The sequence below is a fragment of the Clostridioides sp. ES-S-0123-01 genome, from assembly GCF_020658415.1.
Classification (GTDB): domain Bacteria; phylum Bacillota; class Clostridia; order Peptostreptococcales; family Peptostreptococcaceae; genus Clostridioides.
Genome location: NZ_JACVWD010000003.1, coordinates 119,875 through 143,637, shown reverse-complemented (window position 1 = coordinate 143,637; position 23,763 = coordinate 119,875). Strand labels below are relative to the sequence as shown.

Sequence of the window (23,763 nt, the reverse complement as noted above, 5' to 3'; positions counted from 1 at the left end):
ATTCCTCCTTACTGTTACTGTTTAAATTGACTCTAATGTATATAATACAATTTTATCATAATAAATTCAATCAATACATTTAATTAATACCTTCAAATTACTAAAAGGTGCTGTCTTAAAATGAAAATAAATCTCTATTTCAAAACAGCACCTTTATATATTTAAATCACTAATTTAATTTTTACATATTTAAATTGTTAATTTGATTCAATCTAATAAATTATAATATCTTAATATTTGATTTTTAAAACATTCCTATCCAACAAGCATAAATATAAAGTGGGCACATACACCTGCACATAAACCACCTATTGTATGCGAAAGAATCGCTTTACCAGCTAATGGTCTTGCATCTAAAGCATCCATCATACCAATGTGTGTACTTAAATATCCACTCCAACACATACCCATTGCTGTAAATACTGCTATATCATTAGGAGTTACAGCACCTGATTTTATAAATTCTGGCACTAGAGATATTGCTGCCCCAACAGCACCTAATGCAGTTACAGGGAATGCTATTGCTTCTGGTGAAGTAAATCCAAATAATGGTTCTATTATAAAACTGATTTTGTCACCAATAGCAGGTAATAATTTTATACCTTCATATGCAGCTCCTGTGTAAACAGCTTGACCTGTAGCAGGGTCTGTAGATGGTCCAAAAGTTAATAACATAACTAATGTACAAACTACTAAAACTCCTGGTATTATAGCCATACCCATTTCAACACCTAGCTTACCACCTTCAAGTATAGCATCCAATCCTCTTTGGAATACATTACCATCTCTTATTTCTCTAAACTCTTCAATCTTTTCACCTTTTCCATTTGCTTGTTTGTCATTATCAATTTTAGGGTCATAATTATAATACTTTTTAGTAAAAGTCAACATAATTCTAACACTAATAATACTACCTATTATTGCTCCAACGTTACCAATTATAGCTGGTAATACATATTCTTTACCTTGAGCTATCATGAAAGTTGTTACAATAAGTCCCATACCAAAAGCTGTTCCTAAGTTACATAAGGCAGGTATTTGGTATTTTTTAAAGTATTGTGTAAATGTTTTGTCTTTAGCGAATGGTATAATAGCTGGGTTATCAGATAAATAAGTTGCCACTACTCCTGCTATACTAGCACCAGGTAAGCCCCATATAGGTCTCATAAGGCCCTTAAAGATCTTATTTACTAAAGATATTACTCCAAATTCTGAAAGTAATGCACTAAGTGCACCTGCAAGGACTGCCATTGCCATTATCAAAAATACTGTTTCTAGTAAAAGTGCATGTGCTGTACTCATTATTACTTTGAACATCATTCCTGCACCCATGATACTGCCTACATAGCCAAATCCTACCGCCAAAAGTACAATAAATACGAAGGTTTCCATACTTACTGCCTTGACTCTCCTCTTCTCTGACAGCTTCTCCATTGTGAATCTTCCCCCTTTTAATTTAGAATTAAGGTTTCTACATTAATACAAATTTGTTAATACAAAACAAGTTCTAAAACTTACATCTGTGATTCAAGTTGTCGGTTTGTTGAAATAAAAAACCGTGACTAATATTATGACAATAAGAATATCTAATTTAATAAAAGATATTCTTATTCTATTTTATGTTATTATATTATCATCCTTTGGCATAAAAGTCAATTTTTTCTATTTCTGTGGTTTAATTTTATTTATGCTCTTCTTATATTTTTCATTATCTTTTATCTTTGAAACTATTCCATATAGATTAACTTTCCTAAATACTGTGGTTATAAATACTAATCCCAATGCAATCGAACTTGCACAAGATAATGTACTTACCCCATACTCTACTGCCTTAATATAGTCATTAGTTAAAACAGAATACATAGTGTTATATATTCCATAACCTGGTACTAGAATTATAAGACAACAGACACTTAAAGTTGTCGATGGAGTCATATAAATCCTAGCACATAATTCACAATATATTGCAAAACATACTGTAGCTATAAAAAAGCACAAATTTACTGATACACCCATATTCAAACAAAACTTATATGAAAACCATGCTATACTTCCACCGACACCTGATATTATCAAGTTTTTTCCCTTCATATTAAATAGAATTCCAAAACTTAAGGCTGTAAAAAAAGCTGCTACTACTTCTATAAACAATTTCATTTATATACCCCCTAACTTGAAGTATAATCCTAGTACCAAAAACATTCCTACTGCTATGGATACACCTACAAAAAATACTTCTGCCAACTTTGCAAGACCAGATATCAATTGACCATCTAACAAGTCTCTTAACGCATTAGTTAAAGCAAGCCCTGGAACCAAAAGCATTATTGCTCCTGCTATTAAATGGTCCATAGTCTTTATAAATCCAAGCTTTAGAATTACAATGGAACAAAAAGCTATGACAACTGCTCCTATTGCATTTACAAAAAAATCGTTTAGTGAAGACTTATTTAAGTACATAATAACAAATTTAGTCATTATTCCCACCATAAACGCAGCTATAAATTCTTTTAAATCTCCTCCAAATAATATAGAAAAAGTTGCTGCTGCAATACCCGCAAAAATTATTGTTACTATATCTGAATAATAATTGTCTTCACTTATCTCATCTAAAATCCTCTCACATAACTCAATATCTAAATCATTTATACTGATTGCTCTCGATAATGAGTTAACTTCATGAACTAAGTTTAGGTCTACCCTTCTTGAACTTATTCTTTTAATTGCTGAGTGTAGTTTTCCATCTACAAAAACAGATGCCATTACAGCTGTCGGAGTTGCAAATACATCTACATGCTCTATACCAAAAGATTGGCATATTCTACTTATCGTTTCTTCAACTCTATAAGTTTCTCCTCCACTCTGCAACATAGCTTTACCTGCATTTGAGGAAAAATTTAAAATTCTATCTATATCCACAAAACATATCTCCCATTCTTTTATAATATTATTCATATTTTATTACAATATATTAATTATTTAAACTAGTTTAAATAATTAATATCCAATATTTAGATTTTATGAAAAAATTTGTTTTTTATGCTTGTCAAAAATAAATTATAAAGTTATTTACACCATAAAATGGCTGAATTAATATTTCATAGACACTTTCAACCATTGATATATAACCTCTTTAAATTTTATAAGCTTATTTTTCTTTTCATTATTTTTGTTTCAATAAAAAATTATCTCTCCACCTAGTATTCATTTTATTAATTCTTCATTGAATACTTTAAAATCTACTATAATTTATGATTTACAATAACTATAATTTTAAATCTGTACACTTGCAAATTGCTCATAAGATAATAATTAATTTTTATGTTTATTTAAATAATTAGTTTTTATATTTATATGAACATTAAATAAAAGTGCTACATACATTACAAAGTTTATACTTATCTAATATAACAACATAATGCCTTATGTAAATCCATAAAAATCCATATCTCATATAATGCAACTATTATTTTAACACCAACTACTACACAAAACAACATATTAAAAAGTAAAATACAAAATATCCACTATAAACCTTATTTTAATATAAAATATATATTATAATATATTTTATATAACTTAAATATAAAGAAAGGGAGTACTATATGTTAAGAAAAGATAAAGTTTTATTATCACTACATAAGTTATGTAATAATATAACTTTAAAAGACCTACAATCAGAGAAAACAGGATTTACTACTCTTGAAGTTGCTAACAATTCATCTCTTGATAGAAGTAATACTAGTAAAGAATTAAATAATCTATACAATGAAAAGAAAGTTGTAAAAATATCTGGTAAACCTATTTTATTTTTACATGCTGGTATTATTGAAAATTTGATTGGTCGTACTTTAAATAGCTCAGAATATTCTATAAGCAATTGTAATGAACTATTTAAATCAACTAAAAATGATTCAGAGGATATCTTCTCAACATTACTTGGATATGATTCTAGCCTTAAATTAGCTATAGAAAAAGCTAAATCTGCCATACTTTACCCTCCAAAAGGTCTTAATACATTACTTATAGGGCCTACTGGTGTTGGAAAAAGTACATTTGCTGAAACAATGTACAAATATGCTATAGAAAGCAAAGTCTTTTCTTCTGAAAGTAAATTTGTAGTATTTAATTGTGCTGAATACGCAGAAAATGCTAACTTACTTCTTAGTAATTTATTTGGTTATGTTAAAGGTTCTTTTACTGGTGCTAACAAGGATAAATTTGGGATAGTTGCACAGGCTAATGGTGGTATATTGTTTTTAGACGAAATACACAGATTACCCCCAGAAGGTCAAGAGATGCTTTTTCTTTTGATGGATAAAGGTATATACAGACGATTAGGAGAATCTGATGTCGTACACAGAGCTACAGTCTTTATTGTGTGTGCTACAACAGAAGATATACAGTCTTCCTTACTTGGAACTTTTCTAAGAAGAATTCCTGTTACAATTAACCTACCTGCTTTACAGGATAGGTCTTTAAAAGAAAGATTATCTCTCATTAAGTATTTCTTCATTATAGAATCTAAATATACTAATGCAACTATAAGAGTTCATAAAGATGTAATTAAATCATTACTACTTTATGACTGTTTTGGTAATATAGGTCAACTTAAGTCTGATATACAACTTATGAGTGCAAGAGCATTTTTAAATTATAAGACTGAATTAAAAGATAACATAGAAATAGACTTGTCTCTTGTTCCTGACTATATTTACACTGGTCTTTTAAAGTTGAATGAAAATCGCAGTAATTTAAACAAATTATCAGAACTTGATTATATGCTTTTTTATGAATTCAATGGTAACAACTTAGAAGTTGAGTATACAAAAGAACTATCTAAATACAATATAGATACATCAAACAATGGATTTAGATACTCTACAGAGATTCCTTATCTAGAAAATGATATAAGGAGTATGTTTATAAATTATATGGAGAAATACTCTACAAAATTACTTTCAGTATCATCAGTGACTCATTCTGATTATACAAGTAATGAGATTTTTAAAGTAATCAACCCAAAGATTTACTATGCTGTTGAACACTCTTTAAAAGAAGCTGAAAAAATATCTAGAAATAAATATACAAAACAGACTTATGTTGCTCTTTCAATGCATATAAGTGCTCTAATAGAAAATATAAACCAGGATACATATAATCCTAAGTACAATCTATATAATGATAAAATTTTCTTAGAGAAAGATTTAAATATAGCTAAAATAGTTTTAAGTATAATTGAAAATGACCTACAGATATCTTTACCCAAAGATGAAGTAAAATTTATATCTATGTTTCTAAATAGTACATACCTTGAGCCTAATAATCACGCTGAAAGTATTGGAGTTATAATACTTGCTCATGGAAATTCAACAGCTAGCAGTATGTGTGATGTAGCCAATTCACTACTTGGTACAAACCATTGTAATGCAATTGATATGCCTTTGGATGTGAAAGTAAGTACTATACTTGACAAAGCTATAGAATTGGTAAAAGAATGTGATAAAGGTAAGGGAGTACTCCTTTTAACAGATATGGGCTCTCTCATAGCTTTTGGAGAACTTATTTCAGAAAAGACAAAGATTAAAACACGCTCTATTGAAATGGTGTCTACTCCAATAGTTTTGGAAGCAGTAAGAAAAAGTACTCTACCGGAAATGACCTTAGATGAGTTAGCTAACTCTTTAAGCTCTTTAAATCCATATATTGGACGAGCTGCAATTGACTCATCAGAAATAGATTACCCTGAAAAATCAAGAGATTATGTTATAATAACTACTTGTATAACAGGTTATGGTTCAGCTATGAAAGTTGCAGACTTTATAAATTCTTCACTTAAAAATATTAATAAATACAATATTAACTTAGTTCCTCATAATATAGAGAGTTTTAAAATGTATAGGAATAAATTTAGTAATACTAAAATTTTAGCAGTTGTTGGTAGTGTAGACTTTAATGTTGCTAACACTCCATTTATACACATAGAAGAACTTCTAAATGGATATGGGCTTGATATGTTAAACAAGATAATAGAAGGTACATTCAATGCCAACATTATCACTAATATAAAGGAAACAAATCTATCATATAACAGCTTAATAATAAACTTTATGTCTCAGAACTTAGAGTTATTAGACTCAGTTAAATTATTCAACTATGTTAATTCATCATTATTTTCAATAATAGAGTTAATAGACAAAGACCTTAAGAGTAAATTTAAACTTGGATATATATTACACTGCTCTTTTATGATAGAAAGATGTTTTAAAAATACAACTTTTCCATATAATAACATTACTGATTTAATTGGTAAAAATTATAAATTATATGAATTAATACGAGAAGCTTTTAAAACAACTGAAGCTTACTTTAATATTTCGATACCAGATGAGGAAATTGCTTATATAATAGATATGATTAATGAATATCTAAATAAATAAAACTGATAGTTCCTATCTTGCGCACATAATTAGTATATGAAATGGAGGATGAAATTTTGAAAAGAAAAATAAAACACTTAGCAATACTTGCATTAATTTTTACATTTATAACACCTGGATTCTCATTTGCAGATAATCCACCAGTCCCAAATTCGTCAAGGGCGGCATTGCTTATAGACCAAGATACTAGAAGAATATTATTTGAAAAAAATAGCGACGAAAAAATGCCTCTAGCTAGCTTAAGTAAGATGATGACATTTTTACTTGCAATAGAGGCAGTAGATAAGAATCAAGTTAAAGAAACTGATATCGTAAAAATAGACAAGTCTACAGCTTCTGTTGGAGGTTCTACTTGTAAGCTTAAAGATGGAGATGAAATACCTCTAGGAGAGCTTATGCAGGGTCTTATGCTTGTTTCTGGAAATGATGCAGCTATGGCCATAGCAAAATACATTGGTAAAGATGAAAAGAGTTTTGTAGATATGATGAATAAGAAAGCTGAAGAAATAGGAATGCATGATACGTATTATTTTAATCCAAATGGTCTTCCTAGATATACTGACCCAGAACGTAAAGAGCCTCCTATAGAAAACATATCAACAGCTCATGATATAGTTACTCTTGGAAAGTATATGTATGACCATTATGAAAGTCAGGTTACTAGAATAACTACTATGCAAGTTTATAATGATACTAAAAAGGATTTTACACACTACAATACAAATCCTCTACTTGTTTCAGTTCCTGGTGTAGATGGAATAAAGACAGGTTATACAGATAATGCTGGATATTGTTTTGCATTTTCTATGATGGTTCCTAAAGATGCTAAAAATGAAAGAAATCATAGATTAATAGGTGTTGTGCTTGGTGATGGTAATAAGAAGAGTAGAATTTCTTCTTCTGCTAGTTTATTGAAGTATGGTAAAGATAATTTCCATTCTAAGAAGATAGCTCATAAGGGAGATACTATAGAAACTCCTTGTGTTGATGGTATTGATGATTTTAAGATAAAGGTTAAAGTAGATAAAGATTTATATGGTGTTGTTTCAGATAATGAGAATATCAATCCTAAGATAGTGTTTAAGAGCATGAGCTATCCTATCAATAAGGGAGATATTGTTGGTGTTGCAAAGTATTATAATGATTCTGGTAAGTTTGTTGGAAGTGTTAATGTGAGAAGTGAAAGCAATATAGGGTGTATCCCTTTGAAGGACAAGATTAAGATTAAGGTTGCTAAGATAAATAGAGAGCTTGAAGGTAAAAATTCTGTTTGTTTTAAGGCTTAGTGCTTAGATAAAAGTTAAGAGATTGAATGAAAGTTGAAAGTTATGGAAAACTCCACTGTATGGTGGAGTTTTTTGTTGTTGTGTTTTTACAAAAAAATTAAAATAGTGGCAACAATTGAGGATGTGAGGGAGAGTTGCCACTATCTATATAGGGTATTATATTATGTTTTTAAGCTAGTTTTTACTATCTTCTATGTTTATATAATAACTCTTGTGTGTGAATTTAATAGAGAATTCATGTGAATGTTATGTGAAGTTTTATTTTTATCAAGATAATATTTAGAATATAATTTAAACCTGTAGTCATATTTCAAACAACAACTTTATCCATCAGGGAAATAAATTAATTCACTGTATTCTTATAAAATAATACATAACTATATAAATATAATATAAAATTCTATCTTTCCATCACAAATTTCAACCTTATATCTAAAATTATTTTCTTCAAGTATAGTCTTAACTATTGTAAGACCAAGACCAGTACCTGAAAGTTCTTTACTTCTTGACTTCTCTAAGACATAAAAAGGCTTCCATATATCATCAATATCATCTTCTCTATCATAATCTATTCCATTTTTTATAGATAAAATAATCTTATCCTTATCTCTAAAAAGATTAATCTCTATCTCATTATCACTAGTATACTTTATTGCATTACTAATCAAATTATTAAGTACCATGTCTATACTATCTTTATCAGAATTTATTATAAGATTTTTATCTTCTATATCGCATTTAACACTTATATTATCCTTAGATATCAATAATTCATAATTTTTTAAATTCTTAAGCAGTCTTTCCTTTAAGTCTACTTCACACAAACTAACTTCTTTTTTCTCATATTTAGCCCAATATAAAAGAGTATTTATTGTATTAGACATATTTTCTGCCTGTTCAATTATTGTATCTGTATAAGTACCATCATCCAAACCATCTTTCATACCTATAGCATATGCTTTTATAAGTGCTATTGGAGTTTTCATTTCATGAGATGCATCAGATATAAAAGATTTTAAATTTTCATTTCTTTTATTTAATTCATTGTGTGCCTTTTCAAGCTTCACACTCATTATATTTATGCTATAAGCTAACTCCTCTATTTCATCATTCGTTTTTATAGCCTCAGTTCTAAAATTTAACTCAGATATATCCTTCGATAAAAGCTTTAACTTTTCCATAGGTCTTATAATTCTGTTTGACAGTATAAATGTAAGTATAGTTATTATAATTACTGAAAATATCCCCATTATTATATTAAATCTATTTACTATACCAATTGTTTCTTCTGAATGTTCTATTGGTATAGATATAGCAAATAAATAATTATCCTTTTTCATAAACTTTACTAGTAGACTATATTTGGTTTTTCCCTGATTATATATTTTATTAATACTTTTATTGTCAATATCTTTTAAAACACTTCCTTCAATCCAAAATTTATTTAAGCTCAAACCTTTATTCCAAAAAGCGTCTAGCAAATCTTGATTTATTTTATCTATACTATTTTTATTTTTGTAATTTTTATCTAATGTTACATATACAATGGCTGTATTACTTTTTTCTTCAATTAATTCAATATTTGACTTTAATTTATTCATATCCTTATGTTTTATTTCATTTTCAATGTTGTTCAATACATTTCTTTTTTCATGTAAATAATACCTATGAATAAACATACTATTTATAGCTATAGATATTATATAAACAACTACAACTACTATTGATATACTTATAGATAACTTCTTATTTAGTTTAGTCATCAAAATCCTCCAGACTATACCCTAATCCTCTGTAAGTTTTTATTATATCTTCTCCTACTTTTGTTCTCAGTCTTCTTATATGAGTATCTACTGTTCTAAAATCTCCATCATAATCCAATCCCCAGACTAAATCTAAAAGTCTTTCCCTAGATAAAACTATTCCTTTATTATTTACTAAGCAATGCATTAATTCCAGTTCTTTTTTAGTCAATAGTAGTTCATCATTACCTTTAAAAACTTTATTTGACTCAAAATCTATTTTTAAATCTCTTATATTAATTGTATCTTTATAATTTACCAATTTCTTAGCCCTTATTATTAAGACTCTAGGGTCAAATGGCTTTTTAACATATTCATCTGCACCTATATTGAGTGCCTCGATTTCATCTTCGCTTTGACTTTTAGCTGTCAACATAAGTACCTTTGTGTTACTATTTTCCTTTATCTCTTTACAAACCTCTATTCCATCAATTACTGGCATCATCCAATCCAGTATTGCTAAATCTATTTTATTTTCATAAAAAACATCTAAAGCCTCTTCCCCATTTTTTGCAGTAAATACATTGAAGCCTTCTTTTTTAAAATAAGCACAAAGTATCTTAATCATACTCACTTCATCATCAGCAATTAATACATTCATATATTCACATCCCTAAATTTATTATATTTCATATTATATCCATTGTTTCAATTATATAAAATATATGTTACAAGAAGTTTACAATTATTACTAAATACCAATATAAAATAGAGTACAGATAAGCTTTAATACTAAATCTATAAATTTAAACACATAGTTAACTCTGCAAAATTTTTAAATATAATTGTTACTCTCTAAATATTAATATAAAGCAGAAACCTACAAAATAACTCTTCTATATAAAATTAATATTTTTATCCAATCCCATAAGATTTTATACATAAATAAAAAAGTATCTCACCTATGATTTAAAAATCATTTTGAGATACCTTTTACAAAATTATATATTCTACACGACTTATCTAAGCTTAAAGCTTAAATCTTAATCTATTAATAATCTAATTTACCCTAATTGCTATTGTATTTTATAGATATAGCCAATTTATCTAAAATCCTCATCAATACATCATATGCATTTATTTAAAATAATCCTAATATACCTGTAATAGCACCTACCACTATCAATATACCCATTATTTTTATTGGAGAAAGACCTTTCTTTAAAGCAAAGAGTACCAATAAAGTAAGTACCAAAGGAATTAATCCTGGAAATATCTTATCAAGTAAATCTGTCTGAAGACTAAATTTAAAATCTCCACTAGTATAACTTATTGGTGTAGATAAATTAATAAATCTACCTACTAGTCCGCCCATAACTAAAGTCCCTAGTATCGAAGCACCTTCTATAACTTTATTTACTATTCCACCCTGAAGTATACTTTCAACAGCTTTTTTACCATACTTGTATCCATTTGTCCACATTCCAAATGAAATTGAGGTCATTATTATATATTGAGCCAATACAAATAATATCGGTCCTGCAATTGATGCTCCTCCCTCAGTTAAACCAATACAAACAGCTAATACTATAGGTGTTATAACTCCTTGAGTTAAAGTATCTCCAATGCCTGCCAATGGTCCCATTAAACCTGTCTTTATGGCATTCATACCATCACCACTTATTTCATCTGCACCATTAGCTTTTTCTTCTTCCATAGCTATTGTTATTCCATGTATAACACATCCACATATAGGCTCTGTATTAAAAAATGCCAAGTGAGTTTCTACTTCTTGCTTTAACTCTTCTTTATCTGGATATAACTTCTTAAGTACTGGTAACATTGAATGTGAAAATGCTGTTGATTGTAATCTTTCATAATTGTAGTTAGATTGTGCAAAGAAAAACCATCTTAGCCATGACTTTATCACATCTTTTTTGCTTAACGTTTTCTTAGCTACTTCACTTTTTGTATCTGACATAATTTTTTCCCCTTTCTTATATATTTAAGATGTCGCACCATCTTTTCCATATTTAATTGAAGTAATTGTAAGAGCAAGTATTACTCCAATAACAGATATTACTATTATATCTACTTTAAAATAAACAGCCATTAATATACCTAATATGAAAAATGGCATAGTAAACTTATTTCCAATTAATTTTAAGTTCATAGCAATTCCTAACGCTGGTAACATAGCTCCAATTACATTGAATACATGTAACACATTATCATTCATTACTTCTAACATTCCATCTATTGCATTTGGCCCAAAATAAACAACTAATAATGCTGGTATAAAACTCATTACAAACAATAGTATCTGAGGTGGAACTATATTTATAAATGCTACTTTATCTATATTTCCTTTTTGAACCTCTCTATCTGCCCAGTGTGCAAAAAAAGAATTGACTGTCATTTTACCTATCCAAAGTACAGTTGCAACAGTACCTAATGGAACAGCTATTGCCATTGCAGTACTTACATCCAAATTAGATGCTATAGCTAAAGCAGTCCCCACATATCCTGCAAAAGCTGGGTCTCCCATTTGAGCCCCTCCTGCTGATATGAATCCTAAATATATCATATTTATACCTGCACCTATAATTGCTCCTTGAACTGGGTCTCCTAGTATAATTCCTGTTACAAATCCAGCTAATAAAGGTCTATTCCATGTAAAAAATCCAACATAAGTTAGCCATGGACTCCAAGAAAGATAATAAAAAATTGCTATTAAAACTGCTTGAATTAGTGAAATTTGCATGTTCTTCCTCCTTATTTAATTTTAAATATTTACAAAATAGGTCTTACAACAATGTTCCTACATCAATTTTCTTTGCATCTGGAACTATTTGTATAAAACACTTAACATTCTTTGATATTAACTCCCTAAATATTTCTTTCTCTTCATCTGATACTGATATATTCTTATAAAAACTTTTTCTTCCAAGACCAGCACCCATACCCCCAACATTTAATTCTTTTAAATCTACTCCATTATTTACTAGACCTAAAACAGTTTTAGGATATTTAACTAATACTATTAAATTTTCATCTCCATCATATGATTTTAAAACTTCAGCACCTGATTCTATATCATGCACTTCAACCTTAACAGTTGAAGGTGCTGCCATTTGTAATACTTGAACTATAAAAGGGTCTTTTACAACTAAATCATCTACTATTACTATCCTCTTTGCTGATGTAATCTTACACCAAGCAGTTATAACTTGCCCATGTATTAATCTATCATCAATTCTTGTTAATGCTATATTGCTCATAATAATTCCTCCAAAATTTTAATTTATTTTATATATTTAAAGCTGCTTTTACATCTTTAATTCCTGAAACTCCAACTTCTTCACATAAATTTTTTAAATCTTTTAACTTCATAGTATCTCTGTTTAAAAACAGCTCTAAAAGCATAGGCAAATTTACACCTGTTAAACATTCTAATTCACATTCCTTAGCAAATTTATTTATTATAACAGCAGATGTATTGAAAGGAGTTCCTCCATAAAAATCAAGTAATACTAAAATACCTTCATCTTTATATTTTTCAATTCCATTTTCTAATTTTCTACTAAACTCATCTATACTGTCACCATGGTTTAATCCTAAAGTTTCTACTTTTTCTTGTTTCCCTACTATTAATTCAGCACTTTCTAACATTGCTTTAGCCATATTCCCATGTGCAGCTATAATTATTCCTGCCATATGAATCATACCTCTCTTAACTTTTTTATATACATTATAAATTACTATCTTTATTGCTCTACCTTAATTAGCCACATTAATCATTATCTTACCAAAGAAAATGTCTCTTTTGTATATTTTTTCAAAATAATCTGGCACTTCATCTAAGTTTATTCTGTGTGTCACCAATTTCTCAACATTCATGTCACCTTTTTGCATATGATACAAGCCAGCACTCCATTCTTTTCCTGGAAATGGAAATGAATTTCCAAACCAAGTTCCTTTCACAGTTAGCTCACTTCTCACTATCTTCTCAAATTGTTCTCTGCTTAAAGCTACATCTCCATATGGTACTCCTGCATACAGTACTGTCCCACCTTTTTTGGCTAATAATAATACCTGACCACATGTCATTGGAGTTCCTGCTGATTCAATAACAATGTCTGCTCCAGCTCCATTAGTTAATTTTTTTATCTCTTCTACAATATTTTTTTCTTTTGCATTTATACAAATATCTGCTCCTAATTCCTTCGCTAATTCTAATTTCTCATCAAATACATCTATAGCCACTATTTTTGTAGAACCAAATATTTTTGCCCATTGTATTGAAAATAAGCCTATTGGTCCTGTTCCAAGTACTACAACAGTATCTCCTACCTTAGTTTCTGACCTAAAAAGTCCATGCCCTGCTATACACACTGGTTCTAAAGCAGCAGCCGTTTCATAACTTATTTCTTCTGGTATTTTTATCAAATTTCTTTCCTTTACCTTTGTATATTCAGCAAAACATCCTCCAAGCTCTTTATTGCCTATTATTGCTACATTATTACATCTTGAATACAACCCTTTTTTACATTCATCACATTCAAAACATGGCATAGCTGGACAAACAGCAACTCTATCTCCTATTTTAAAATCTTTTACTTCTGTACCAACTTCTGCTACTTCTCCTGAAAATTCATGTCCTAAGATTTCTCCAACCATATGAGGGCCTGTCTTTGAGTATTTTGATATATCAGAGCCACATATACCAGCAACTTTTACTTTAACTATTACATCATCTTTTTCTAATATTTTAGGTATATCTGCATTCTCTACTCTTGTATCTCTTACACCATAGAACTTAACTGACTTCATATTAACCACCTCTATTGTTTATTTTATTTAGATATATACTCATCTTTTTTATGTAAAATATATAGAGCAATTTTTATGCCAACATTTGTAAATATAGTTTTCATGCCATTTATCACACTGTTATTATATGTGTGTCAAAGTGTGTCAAAAAATTTTCCTACAAAAACTTATGTGTGTTAATACAAATGACACTCACTTTCTTTCTGAGTACTTTTCTAAAATTTTTCATAAAATGTACTTTTTTTATTATTTTTATAAAAATGTTCGGAAAAATTCTCTATTTTTGTGATATAATATTAAATATAAGGCATCAATATAGATTTTTATACGAATACCAGAACTTTTTTGACACTAATGCCTTATTCAATATAATAATTTAATATTTTGGAGGTTGTTTATGAAAAAAGTGTATCAAGGAAAGACTAAAGATGTTTTTGAATTAGATAATGGAAATTTCTTACTTAAATTTAAGGATGATGTAACTGGCAAAGATGGTGTATTCGATCCAGGTGAAAATACTGTAGGGCTAAGCATAGATGGAATTGGTAAGGCTAATTTAGAAACATCTGTTAAGTTCTTTGAAATTCTAAACAATGCTGGAATTAAAACTCATTATGTAAGTGCTAATTTAGAAGATGCAACTATGGAAGTGTTACCAGCAAAAGTTTTTGGTAATGGATTAGAAGTTATTTGTCGTTATAGAGCTGTTGGTAGTTTCTTACGTCGTTATGGTTCATGTGTTGAAGAAGGAGCTAAGTTAGACTGTTATGTAGAAGCAACTTTAAAAGATGATGACCGTTGTGACCCACTTATAACATCTGAAGGTTTAGAAGCTTTAAATATTATGACTCAAGCTCAATTTGATTCAATGAAGAGTATGACTCAAAAAATTTCTAACATAGTTCGTGATACTATAGCTGAAAAAGGACTTGAACTTTATGATATTAAGTTTGAATTTGGATTCTACAATAATGAAGTAATATTAATAGATGAGATAGCATCTGGAAATATGCGTGTTTATAAAGATGGTGTAATAGTTGACCCTATGGATTTAACTGCTTTATTATTAGCAAAATAATTATACAGAATATATACATATAATTTTCAAATACAAATCTAATAAACTTATAAATAAAAACAAGCTATGAATCAGAAATTCTATAAAATATCAATTACTTTAAAACATTTTATAATTTCTAATTTCATAGCTTTTTTATTGTATTATTACAACATTTTATAATTTCTAACTTTATAGCATCTTTTATTCTGCTGATGCACTTAATTCCTATAAATTAGCTTCTATATTCTATAACTATCACCTCCTACTATTTATCCTAATTCATACTTATTAGTTACTAGATAATAATTTCAATCCTACAATCCCCACTACAATAAGACCTATACATAAAATTCTAGCCATATTAACTGGTTCATTTAAAAGAGCAATTCCTACAATAGCAGTTCCAACTGTACCAATTCCAGTCCATATGGCATATGACGTTCCAAGCGGAAGATGTTTAAGCGCCAATGATAAAAAATAAAAACTAACAATCATCCCAACAACAGTAAGTATACTTGGAGTCAACTTAGAAAATCCATGTGAATTTTTTAATTGAAATGCCCAAAAAACTTCAAATAGTCCTGCAATAAATAAAAATAACCATTTCATATAAATCATCCCTCTTTTCAAATAATATATCTCTTTTTTAGCAATAAAATAACCTGAGAAATATTATAAAATATCTCCCAGGTTTTTATCCTTCCGTGTTCACAACAAAATTATGTTGTGGGTTTTATCTTGGACCAGACCAATCATTAATAATTGCGGAACCCTATAAAACTCTAGTATTATTTTATTGTCTTTAAAATAATACTATCAACATAGGTAAAAAAAGTCAATATATTGATATGATATAAATTATAAGAGTATAAATTAAAATATATATCTATAGTAATTTGTACTCTTTGGTTATATAACATATTCAACTTACATATTTTGTATTTATATCTAATTTTTATTTAATATGTTATAATAACATAAAAATATCGAAAGGAGTAATTTTTATGAATTCCTACAAAATTGCAGTGTGTCAGATGATTACTACAGAAAACAAGATTGAAAATATTAATCATGCTGTAGAAATGGTAACAGAAGCTGCCAATAATGGGGCTAAAATTGTGGTTTTACCGGAAATGTTTAATTGTCCATATGAAAATAAATACTTTCCTAAATTTGCAGAAGAATATCCAGGTGAAACAACAAATACATTGAGTAAACTAGCCGAAAAACATGGTATTTATCTAATTTCTGGTAGTATTCCAGAGTTAGAAGATAGCAAAATCTATAATACTTGTTATGTATTTGATAAAAATGGAACTTTAATTGGAAAACATCGCAAAATGCACTTATTTGACATTGAAGTTACAGGAAAAGTTAGCTTTAAAGAATCTGATACTCTTACTGCTGGAAATGATGTTACTATAATAGATACTGAATATGGAAAGATGGGTATTGCTATTTGCTATGATATTCGTTTCCCTGAATTATCACGTTTAATGGCTCTTGAAGGTGCAGAAATCGTTATCTTGCCAGCAGCATTCAATATGACAACTGGACCTGCACATTGGGAATTATCTATCAGAATGCGTGCTTTAGATAATCAGATATTTTATGTTGGTGCTGCACCTGCTCGAAATAAAGATGCTTCTTACATAGCTTTTGGTAATTCAAGAATTTCAGACCCTTGGGGAAAAATTATAGCTCAGGCTGATGAAAAGGAATGCATTATCTATGCTGATATTGATAGAGATTTAATTCCTGACATAAGACAACAATTACCATTACTTAAACATAGAAGAACAGACTTATATGAACTTAATATTTTAAAATAAAAAATTATAAAACCCCCTAAATTAATTATTTAAAATATTTATGGGGTTTTTATTATGGTAATTATCCCAACTACTCTTAGTTACTAATTGATTAATAGTAGTCATTTTTTATTAAATATCTTTACTTTTCTCACTTATCATATCTTCCAACTTTATATTTGGATTATGGTATCTCTTTTTATTTTTAGTTACATCTTTCCATTGAATCGCTTGCTTAGGACACCAATGTACACATGCTAAACAATGTTCACAATTGTGTAAAAACTTCGGTCTCCCCTTTTCAACGTCTATATTATTTACAGAACATACTTTTGAACAAATACCACATTCTATACAGGTATCTTCAACTGAAAAATGGCTATCTTGATTTGCACAAGATGAAATATATTTTTTATAAAACTTCTTGTATATAAAATTTGTTTTGCCAATTTTATTACTTTTCTTATTTACAATATCTTCTGACACTTCATTAACCTTGATTTCTGCTTTTCTAAGTAAATTATCAATTTTTTTATCATCTTTTATTTTAAACTCACAAATGTAATTAGAAACCATCTGTATCCTTGAACCTAGATTTAGTCCATGACCCTTCTCTTTCAATAAAGCATTCACATCATGAAGCGCACTTCCACCTATCATGCCTCCACAAGTTACTACAGCAAAAATATATGGTTTATCACTTTTAATATTTAGATTTGATATAAATTTAGAAACAAGATTAGGTAACTCCCAAAAATATAATGGAAATACAAATCCTATCATATCACTATTACAATCTACATCAGTTGTTTCACATATTCTAATTATATTTGCATTTATTTTATTCGATATACTCTCTGCTACACTTAGGCTATTTCCAGTTGATGTAAAATAATAAATAACTTTATCTTTCATAAAATACTCCTCCCAAGATGCCCTTTTGGAAAATTATTCATCTTTATATATTAAAATTAGAATACTCAAATAAAGACTATTAACTACATGCTTAAATTTTCCAATAATTAGACACTTGATTTATTTAGTATATAAAAATATACTAATTTTAATCATTAAAACTATTATATTTTTATGTAAATTTAATAATTTGAGAAATTCTTGAGATTTTTATACTAAAATAGAAGTTGTTTAAAAAGTTTTATTTAGAAAGGAGAATTTTTATGAACAGTAAAATACTTGTTGTAGATGACGAGAAAGGAATCACCACTTTATTAAAAGATTATTTTGAAATAAATGATTATGAAGTTTACACTGCTCAAAATGGAAAAGAAGCACTAGAAAAAATATCTAAAAATCCAGACATTATTCTACTTGATATAAACATGCCTGAAATAGATGGAATTGAAGTTTGCAGTAGAATTAGAAACTATATATCATGTCCTATCTTATTTTTAACAGCCAAAATTGAAAACTATGATAAAATTAATGGTTTTCGTGTTGGTGCTGATGATTATATTGTAAAACCTTTTGATTTAGAGGAACTTGGGGCAAGAGTCTCTGCTCACTTAAGACGCGAACAAAGAAAATCAAATCATACTAAAGTCAATTTTTATAAAGATTTAGTAATAGACTATGAAAAAAGGTCAATTTCCATTGATAATAACCAAGTTTCACTTTCAAAAAAAGAATTTGATATCGTAGAACTTCTCTCTACGAACCCTGGTCAAGTATTTGATAGAGAGAGAATTTATGATAGAATATGGGGCTATGATAAAAATGGAAATAGTGATGTTATAATGGAACATATCAGAAAAATACGAATTAAATTATCAAGATATACTCTTGAAAATTACATAGAAACAGTATGGGGAGCTGGTTACAAATGGATAAAATAAAGAATATGTCATTAAAAAAATCTTTTTTCTTTCTCACTCTATCTTCATTAATTATAGCATCAGTACTTACAACAGTCTCATACATTTTACTTAATTACATATATCACTCTATACAAGACAAATATTTACAAACTCCTTTATACACAGAAACTATAACCATAGTGCAAAATAATTTAAATCAATATAATGATTTTGATAAAGTATTGATTAATATAATTAGCACACTTCAGCTTATACTCCCACTCGTATTTTTTATAGGACTTCTATTATTGGCTGATATAATTTTTTATAAGGTAAAATTAAAGATACCTATTGAAATACTTAATAAAGGAGCAAACGAAATATCCAATAATAACTTAGATTTTTACTTAGAATATAAGAGTAATGACGAATTAGGTAATCTGTGTAGTGCTTTTGAGAAAATGAGGTTGCAACTAAATAAAAATAATATAAAAATGTGGACTATGATAGACGATAGAAAACAGCTTAATGCTGCTTTTTCTCATGATTTAAGAAATCCTCTTACTGTTCTAAAGGGATACTCAGATTATTTAATAAAATACATGCCAACAGGAAAACTTAGTGATAAAAAAATTTTATCAACTGCACAACTTATGTCTGAACATATCAACAGAATTGAATACTATGTAAATAGTATGAGTAATGCTCAACGATTAGAAGACCTAGTTATTACAAAATCTACATCAAGTATAAATGCTTTTGTAGAAAACTTAGATAGCAATATCTCCATTCTATCAAAACAAGCTGGAAAATCTTTTAAAATTACAAATAAAGTGGATAATATAAACGTATTATTTGATGAAAATATTATTCATAGAGTTATTGAAAATATAATATCAAATGCATTTAGATATGCAAAAAATAAAATATCTATACTTATATACCTTGAGCAAGAATTCCTTACTTTCGTAATTGAAGATGATGGTGTGGGATTTAGTGAAGAATCTATAAAATCAGCATTAAAACCTTTTTATAAAGATAAGACTTTAAATAATAACAACTTAAATTTTGGTATGGGTCTTTATATATCTAAAGTATTATGTGAGAAACATGGTGGCTCTATTTTTATTGAAAACAATCCAATTGGTGGTGCTAAAATTACAACAAAGTTCTCAACAAAAGACTAGAGGTACTTTAATTTTTAATCTAGATTTTCTTGTATAAAACATAATAAACTTTTAAGTTTTATTAAAATATACCCTATAGCGTACATTCTAATAAAAAGACGCAACCTTAAACATAAATATAATCTATCTGATTTTTTTAAATCAGATAGATTTACACAACACATTTCAAATACATAAAAATCTATTTCGCTAATTAAATTTAATTTTTATAATACAATAATAAATTTATCTGTCAATTAACTCAGTCCATTATCATTCAAATAACATACTAATGCTTCTGCTTAAATAACTTCTTTACTCTTTATGTATAAATTTATGTACAGATAAACTTGAAACTGTTTATTAAATATTTTTTTCTTTCAATCTATCTGAACCTTCTAATACATCAGTATTATGTCGATAGCGTCCTGTTGCACGATGGTTATGATAAAATTCTTTTTTATCAGCATACATGAGTTCGTCTGCAGTTTTTATAATGAATTGAATATTTTCACAATTTTCTTCCCATTTTGAACCAATGGCAGCTTTACATTCATCATTCATAAAATTATTCCTTAATTTTTGAACTTTTTCATTGAATTCATTCTCACTTATATCTATGCAAATAATTACAAATTCATCACCACCAATTCGATAGTAGGAACCTATTTCAAAGCTATTTTGAATGATTTTTGCACATGCTTTAAGCAACTCATCACCAGAATCATGTCCCAAATTATCATTGATTTCCTTGAGTCCGTTTACATCTAAATATACTACGCCAATAGAATTTTTTTCGCCCACAAGGTTATCAATATCGTGAATATAACGGTTTCTATTATAAAAAGAAGTAAGAGTGTCTAAATAACTTAAACGATAAAGAACTTCCTCATTTTCATTTCTATGCATTGCAATCATAATAAAATAACTAAGAGTTTCAAGAAATGTAGCTGCATTTTCCGTTAAGTTTATAGAGGGGTTATCAAGTCCAATACACCCATCTAATTTTCCATTACGCTCTAATGGAACCATGACCAGACGCTTAATTTTCTGTTGTAAAAGAATCTCATATTCAAACTCCATAGTCAATTTTAAGTCTTCTATATCATGAATAACTACATTGCCTCGCTTTTGAAACACATTGAGCCACATTGCAAAATCTGACTGTGGTAAATCCTGTAGGTTATCAATTTGTGGAATTATACCTTCTTTACACCATTCTGCAATATTAGATAGATTATCACCATGAAATAAGAAAATGTAGGCACGTTCAGCTAAAAACAAATTTCCTACCTGTTCCAATACATAATTAGTAGCATCTAACGTTTCATGATTGCGATAAAGTTCTCGAATACACTCAACAAGAACATTATCTCTCTTCAAACGGCTCTCTAGTTCAATTTTTTCATTAGTTGCTTCAGTAATATCAAATGCAATTTCCATTCTTGCTGTGCGGCCCTCCCACTCCATTAATCTATCTTTTAATAAGTAGTGGCGTTTAGTGATTGGGTTTGTATGTTCCCAAGTATAATTTTCATCCTTTTTTAGAATAGAATTCTGACAGAATGAACATGGAGAATCAAATCCCTGCAATACTTTATAACACTTCAAATGCTCTTCATCATTGATATTGAAAGTTTTCTTTCCAGCTTCATTGACAAATAGCAAATCATAGGTATCAATGTCTGATATATACATTAGTTCTGTTATTTCATTTATAGGAACAAGCAATTCTTGCAACCTTTTTGATAACTGTTCGTTCTTTAGTTTATTCTCATTTTCAACTTCAATCAATCTTCTGCGACGTTTATCTTGGCAGAAAGCAAAAACAGTACATAGCCCTGCCATCAATATAAACACTATATTAATATAAAACAATAAATTTCGAGCATCTTGAACGATTTTATCAGTATATACCTCTGCAGCCATTACCAACTGGTCCGCTAAGTTAAAGTAATCTTCACTCATCTCAAACAGTTTGTCCCCAGAACCGCCATCTCTATAACTCATGATTTCTACCTTAATATCTGACCAATCCTTTTTCATTTCTACTAATAATGATTGATACTCTTCACTTTCAAGTCTTATTAAATTAAGTTCAGCACTTCCATTAGAAAGCCCTGTTAGTATATCATCTAGATGTGCAATCAAACTATCATCCTGTACATGAGCAAGTTCTTTTTTTATCAGTCTCTGTGTAGCACCACGGATAATACCTGTATAATTGATAACACGTGCATCTCCCTCAAGGTTGTTGATAGAACGAACTGACAATATACCTGTCAAAATTAGGGCAATGCTCAAGATAAGTGGAACTGCACCTATTCGCAGTTTTGCGAATACTATCTTCATATTGTATAGTCTTCCCAATATTCTATAGTCCTCCCAATATCTGGTTTAATTTTATGTTTACAATTATTATATCACAATAATAATCCATAACAGCTTTATATTTCAAAGCTACAGTTAATTTTATTAGTAGTTATCCTCCTATATCAACCACTATGAACAAATAAAAATATTAAGTAAAAATGTTCATAGCAACTCCTACTTTATTTTGGAATCTTTTTTTTTAATAGTAAATTACATCCATTTAACCCTTATACCCCTACGAATTGAATTGTACTCAACAAATACCCTTAAATCTGCCTAGTTTTAATAAATTTTCTTTAAATATTTTCTTTAAACTAATTAAACTTCTCTAAGGAAATTTCATTTTAATTTTTTATTCTTATTTCTTTATTAAATTATAATTTCTATTGAGATTCAAAATAATAGATATAGATAAGTCTATCTATCTTATTTTTTAATACAGTATTTCAAATATATTTATATTCTTTTTGTCTATAATTTACTTTTATTTATATAATTATATAAAAATTGAGAGAAAATTGAGTTTTATGACTTACACTCTTCTTATACAAAAAAGGAGTGTGTTTTTTATGATTATAAAAGCAAAACAACTATCAAAAATATATGGTTCTAATAACAACAAAGTTATTGCATTAAACAACATTGATTTAGAAATAAACTCAGGTGAATTTGTTTCTATCATTGGACCTTCTGGAAGTGGAAAAAGTACACTTTTACATATCTTGAGTGGATTAGATAGTCCTACATCTGGGCAGGTATTACTTGATGGGAAAGATATGTATAAATATAGTGAAAAGGAACTTTCCACTCTTAGAAGAAAATGTTTTGGATTTGTATTTCAACAGTTTAATCTACTACCAGTTTTGACAGCTTCAGAAAATATTTCAATGCCTGTATTATTAGATAAAAGACAACCTGATAAAGAATACTTAAATGAAATTTCATCATTGCTTGGAATCTCAGATAGATTGCATCATCTTCCACATGAACTATCAGGAGGTCAGCAACAAAGAGTTGCTATTGCTAGAGCATTAATTGCAAAGCCAAATGTAATATTTGCAGATGAACCTACAGGAAACTTAGACAGCAAAAGTGGTAGTGAAGTTATGAATCTTCTTATTAAAACATCAAAACAATTTAAAAAGACTCTAGTAGTAATAACTCATGATGATAGGATTGCAAAGCTTGCTGACAGACAGCTTTCAATAATTGATGGTGTACTTATGGAGGTGAAATAA

Annotated in this window: 20 protein-coding genes and 1 riboswitch; of the genes, 7 read left to right on the top strand and 13 right to left on the bottom strand. The window is 28.5% G+C overall.

Annotated elements, in window-relative coordinates; genetic code table 11:
- Positions 1-255: 255 nt before the first annotated feature.
- The 3 genes from IC175_RS07640 to IC175_RS07630 form a co-directional block, all read right to left on the bottom strand.
- Positions 256-1,434, bottom strand: coding sequence for a hypothetical protein (locus tag IC175_RS07640; protein WP_227433652.1), 1,179 nt, complete (start codon positions 1,432-1,434; stop codon positions 256-258).
- A gap of 228 nt (positions 1,435-1,662) precedes the next feature.
- The gene (locus IC175_RS07635) at positions 1,663-2,157 is read right to left on the bottom strand and encodes a threonine/serine exporter family protein (protein WP_227824615.1); all 495 of its coding nucleotides are present in this window, start codon (positions 2,155-2,157) and stop codon (positions 1,663-1,665) included.
- Positions 2,158-2,919: a threonine/serine exporter family protein gene (locus tag IC175_RS07630; protein ID WP_227483657.1), complete on the bottom strand. Its 762-nt coding sequence runs from the start codon at positions 2,917-2,919 to the stop codon at positions 2,158-2,160. It lies immediately after the preceding gene.
- Positions 2,920-3,605: 686 nt separating this feature from the next.
- On the opposite strand from IC175_RS07630, the gene IC175_RS07625 reads away from it, so the two are divergent.
- Positions 3,606-6,440 (top strand): sigma-54-dependent transcriptional regulator, encoded by a 2,835-nt coding sequence (locus tag IC175_RS07625; protein WP_227851389.1) that lies wholly within the window; start codon positions 3,606-3,608, stop codon positions 6,438-6,440.
- Positions 6,441-6,481: 41 nt separating this feature from the next.
- Entirely contained in the window at positions 6,482-7,726 is a 1,245-nt protein-coding gene (locus IC175_RS07620; protein ID WP_227824613.1) for a D-alanyl-D-alanine carboxypeptidase family protein, read from the top strand.
- 377 nt (positions 7,727-8,103) lie between these two features.
- Here IC175_RS07620 and IC175_RS07615 read toward each other — a convergent pair whose 3' ends face one another.
- From IC175_RS07615 to IC175_RS07585, 7 genes are all read right to left on the bottom strand, one after another.
- Complete coding sequence (locus IC175_RS07615) at positions 8,104-9,489, bottom strand: sensor histidine kinase (RefSeq protein ID WP_227836367.1); 1,386 nt, start codon at positions 9,487-9,489, stop codon at positions 8,104-8,106.
- On the bottom strand, positions 9,482-10,129 hold the full coding sequence (locus IC175_RS07610; RefSeq protein ID WP_227483339.1) for a response regulator transcription factor: 648 nt from the start codon (positions 10,127-10,129) through the stop codon (positions 9,482-9,484). Before IC175_RS07610 ends, IC175_RS07615 begins: the two co-directional genes overlap by 8 nt.
- 480 nt (positions 10,130-10,609) lie before the next feature.
- On the bottom strand, positions 10,610-11,449 hold the full coding sequence (locus IC175_RS07605; RefSeq protein ID WP_227435256.1) for a PTS system mannose/fructose/sorbose family transporter subunit IID: 840 nt from the start codon (positions 11,447-11,449) through the stop codon (positions 10,610-10,612).
- Positions 11,450-11,473: 24 nt separating this feature from the next.
- Entirely contained in the window at positions 11,474-12,232 is a 759-nt protein-coding gene (locus IC175_RS07600) for a PTS mannose/fructose/sorbose/N-acetylgalactosamine transporter subunit IIC (RefSeq protein WP_227435258.1), read from the bottom strand.
- Between the two features lie 43 nt (positions 12,233-12,275).
- Positions 12,276-12,749: a PTS sugar transporter subunit IIB gene (locus IC175_RS07595; protein ID WP_227483340.1), complete on the bottom strand. Its 474-nt coding sequence runs from the start codon at positions 12,747-12,749 to the stop codon at positions 12,276-12,278.
- A 28-nt stretch (positions 12,750-12,777) separates the two neighbouring features.
- Positions 12,778-13,194 carry a PTS sugar transporter subunit IIA gene (locus IC175_RS07590; protein WP_413926642.1) on the bottom strand — a complete coding sequence of 139 codons (417 nt, stop codon included), beginning with the start codon at positions 13,192-13,194 and terminating at the stop codon, positions 12,778-12,780.
- A gap of 54 nt (positions 13,195-13,248) precedes the next feature.
- Positions 13,249-14,301, bottom strand: a complete 1,053-nt coding sequence (locus IC175_RS07585; RefSeq protein WP_227435264.1) for a galactitol-1-phosphate 5-dehydrogenase — start codon at positions 14,299-14,301, stop codon at positions 13,249-13,251.
- 397 nt (positions 14,302-14,698) lie between these two features.
- Between IC175_RS07585 and IC175_RS07580 the strand changes: the two genes are divergently transcribed.
- Positions 14,699-15,379: a phosphoribosylaminoimidazolesuccinocarboxamide synthase gene (locus tag IC175_RS07580; protein ID WP_227435267.1), complete on the top strand. Its 681-nt coding sequence runs from the start codon at positions 14,699-14,701 to the stop codon at positions 15,377-15,379.
- 270 nt (positions 15,380-15,649) lie between these two features.
- On the opposite strand, the gene sugE is transcribed toward IC175_RS07580, so the two are convergent.
- Positions 15,650-15,970: a quaternary ammonium compound efflux SMR transporter SugE gene (sugE, locus tag IC175_RS07575; RefSeq protein ID WP_227435269.1), complete on the bottom strand. Its 321-nt coding sequence runs from the start codon at positions 15,968-15,970 to the stop codon at positions 15,650-15,652.
- A gap of 72 nt (positions 15,971-16,042) precedes the next feature.
- A riboswitch (guanidine-I (ykkC/yxkD leader) is annotated at positions 16,043-16,148 on the bottom strand.
- A 217-nt stretch (positions 16,149-16,365) separates the two neighbouring features.
- Here sugE and IC175_RS07570 point away from each other — a divergent pair.
- Positions 16,366-17,193, top strand: coding sequence for a carbon-nitrogen hydrolase family protein (locus IC175_RS07570; protein WP_227435271.1), 828 nt, complete (start codon positions 16,366-16,368; stop codon positions 17,191-17,193).
- 111 nt (positions 17,194-17,304) lie between these two features.
- Here IC175_RS07570 and IC175_RS07565 read toward each other — a convergent pair whose 3' ends face one another.
- Positions 17,305-18,087 (bottom strand): EFR1 family ferrodoxin, encoded by a 783-nt coding sequence (locus IC175_RS07565; RefSeq protein ID WP_227435272.1) that lies wholly within the window; start codon positions 18,085-18,087, stop codon positions 17,305-17,307.
- Positions 18,088-18,350: 263 nt separating this feature from the next.
- On the opposite strand from IC175_RS07565, the gene IC175_RS07560 reads away from it, so the two are divergent.
- Together IC175_RS07560 and IC175_RS07555 are read left to right on the top strand one after the other, a co-directional pair.
- Positions 18,351-19,025: a response regulator transcription factor gene (locus tag IC175_RS07560; RefSeq protein WP_227435274.1), complete on the top strand. Its 675-nt coding sequence runs from the start codon at positions 18,351-18,353 to the stop codon at positions 19,023-19,025.
- Entirely contained in the window at positions 19,013-20,173 is a 1,161-nt protein-coding gene (locus IC175_RS07555) for a sensor histidine kinase (RefSeq protein WP_227851388.1), read from the top strand. Before IC175_RS07560 ends, IC175_RS07555 begins: the two co-directional genes overlap by 13 nt.
- A gap of 342 nt (positions 20,174-20,515) precedes the next feature.
- On the opposite strand, the gene IC175_RS07550 is transcribed toward IC175_RS07555, so the two are convergent.
- Positions 20,516-22,504 (bottom strand): sensor domain-containing diguanylate cyclase, encoded by a 1,989-nt coding sequence (locus tag IC175_RS07550; RefSeq protein WP_227435278.1) that lies wholly within the window; start codon positions 22,502-22,504, stop codon positions 20,516-20,518.
- A gap of 590 nt (positions 22,505-23,094) precedes the next feature.
- Here IC175_RS07550 and IC175_RS07545 point away from each other — a divergent pair.
- Entirely contained in the window at positions 23,095-23,763 is a 669-nt protein-coding gene (locus tag IC175_RS07545; protein WP_227483347.1) for an ABC transporter ATP-binding protein, read from the top strand.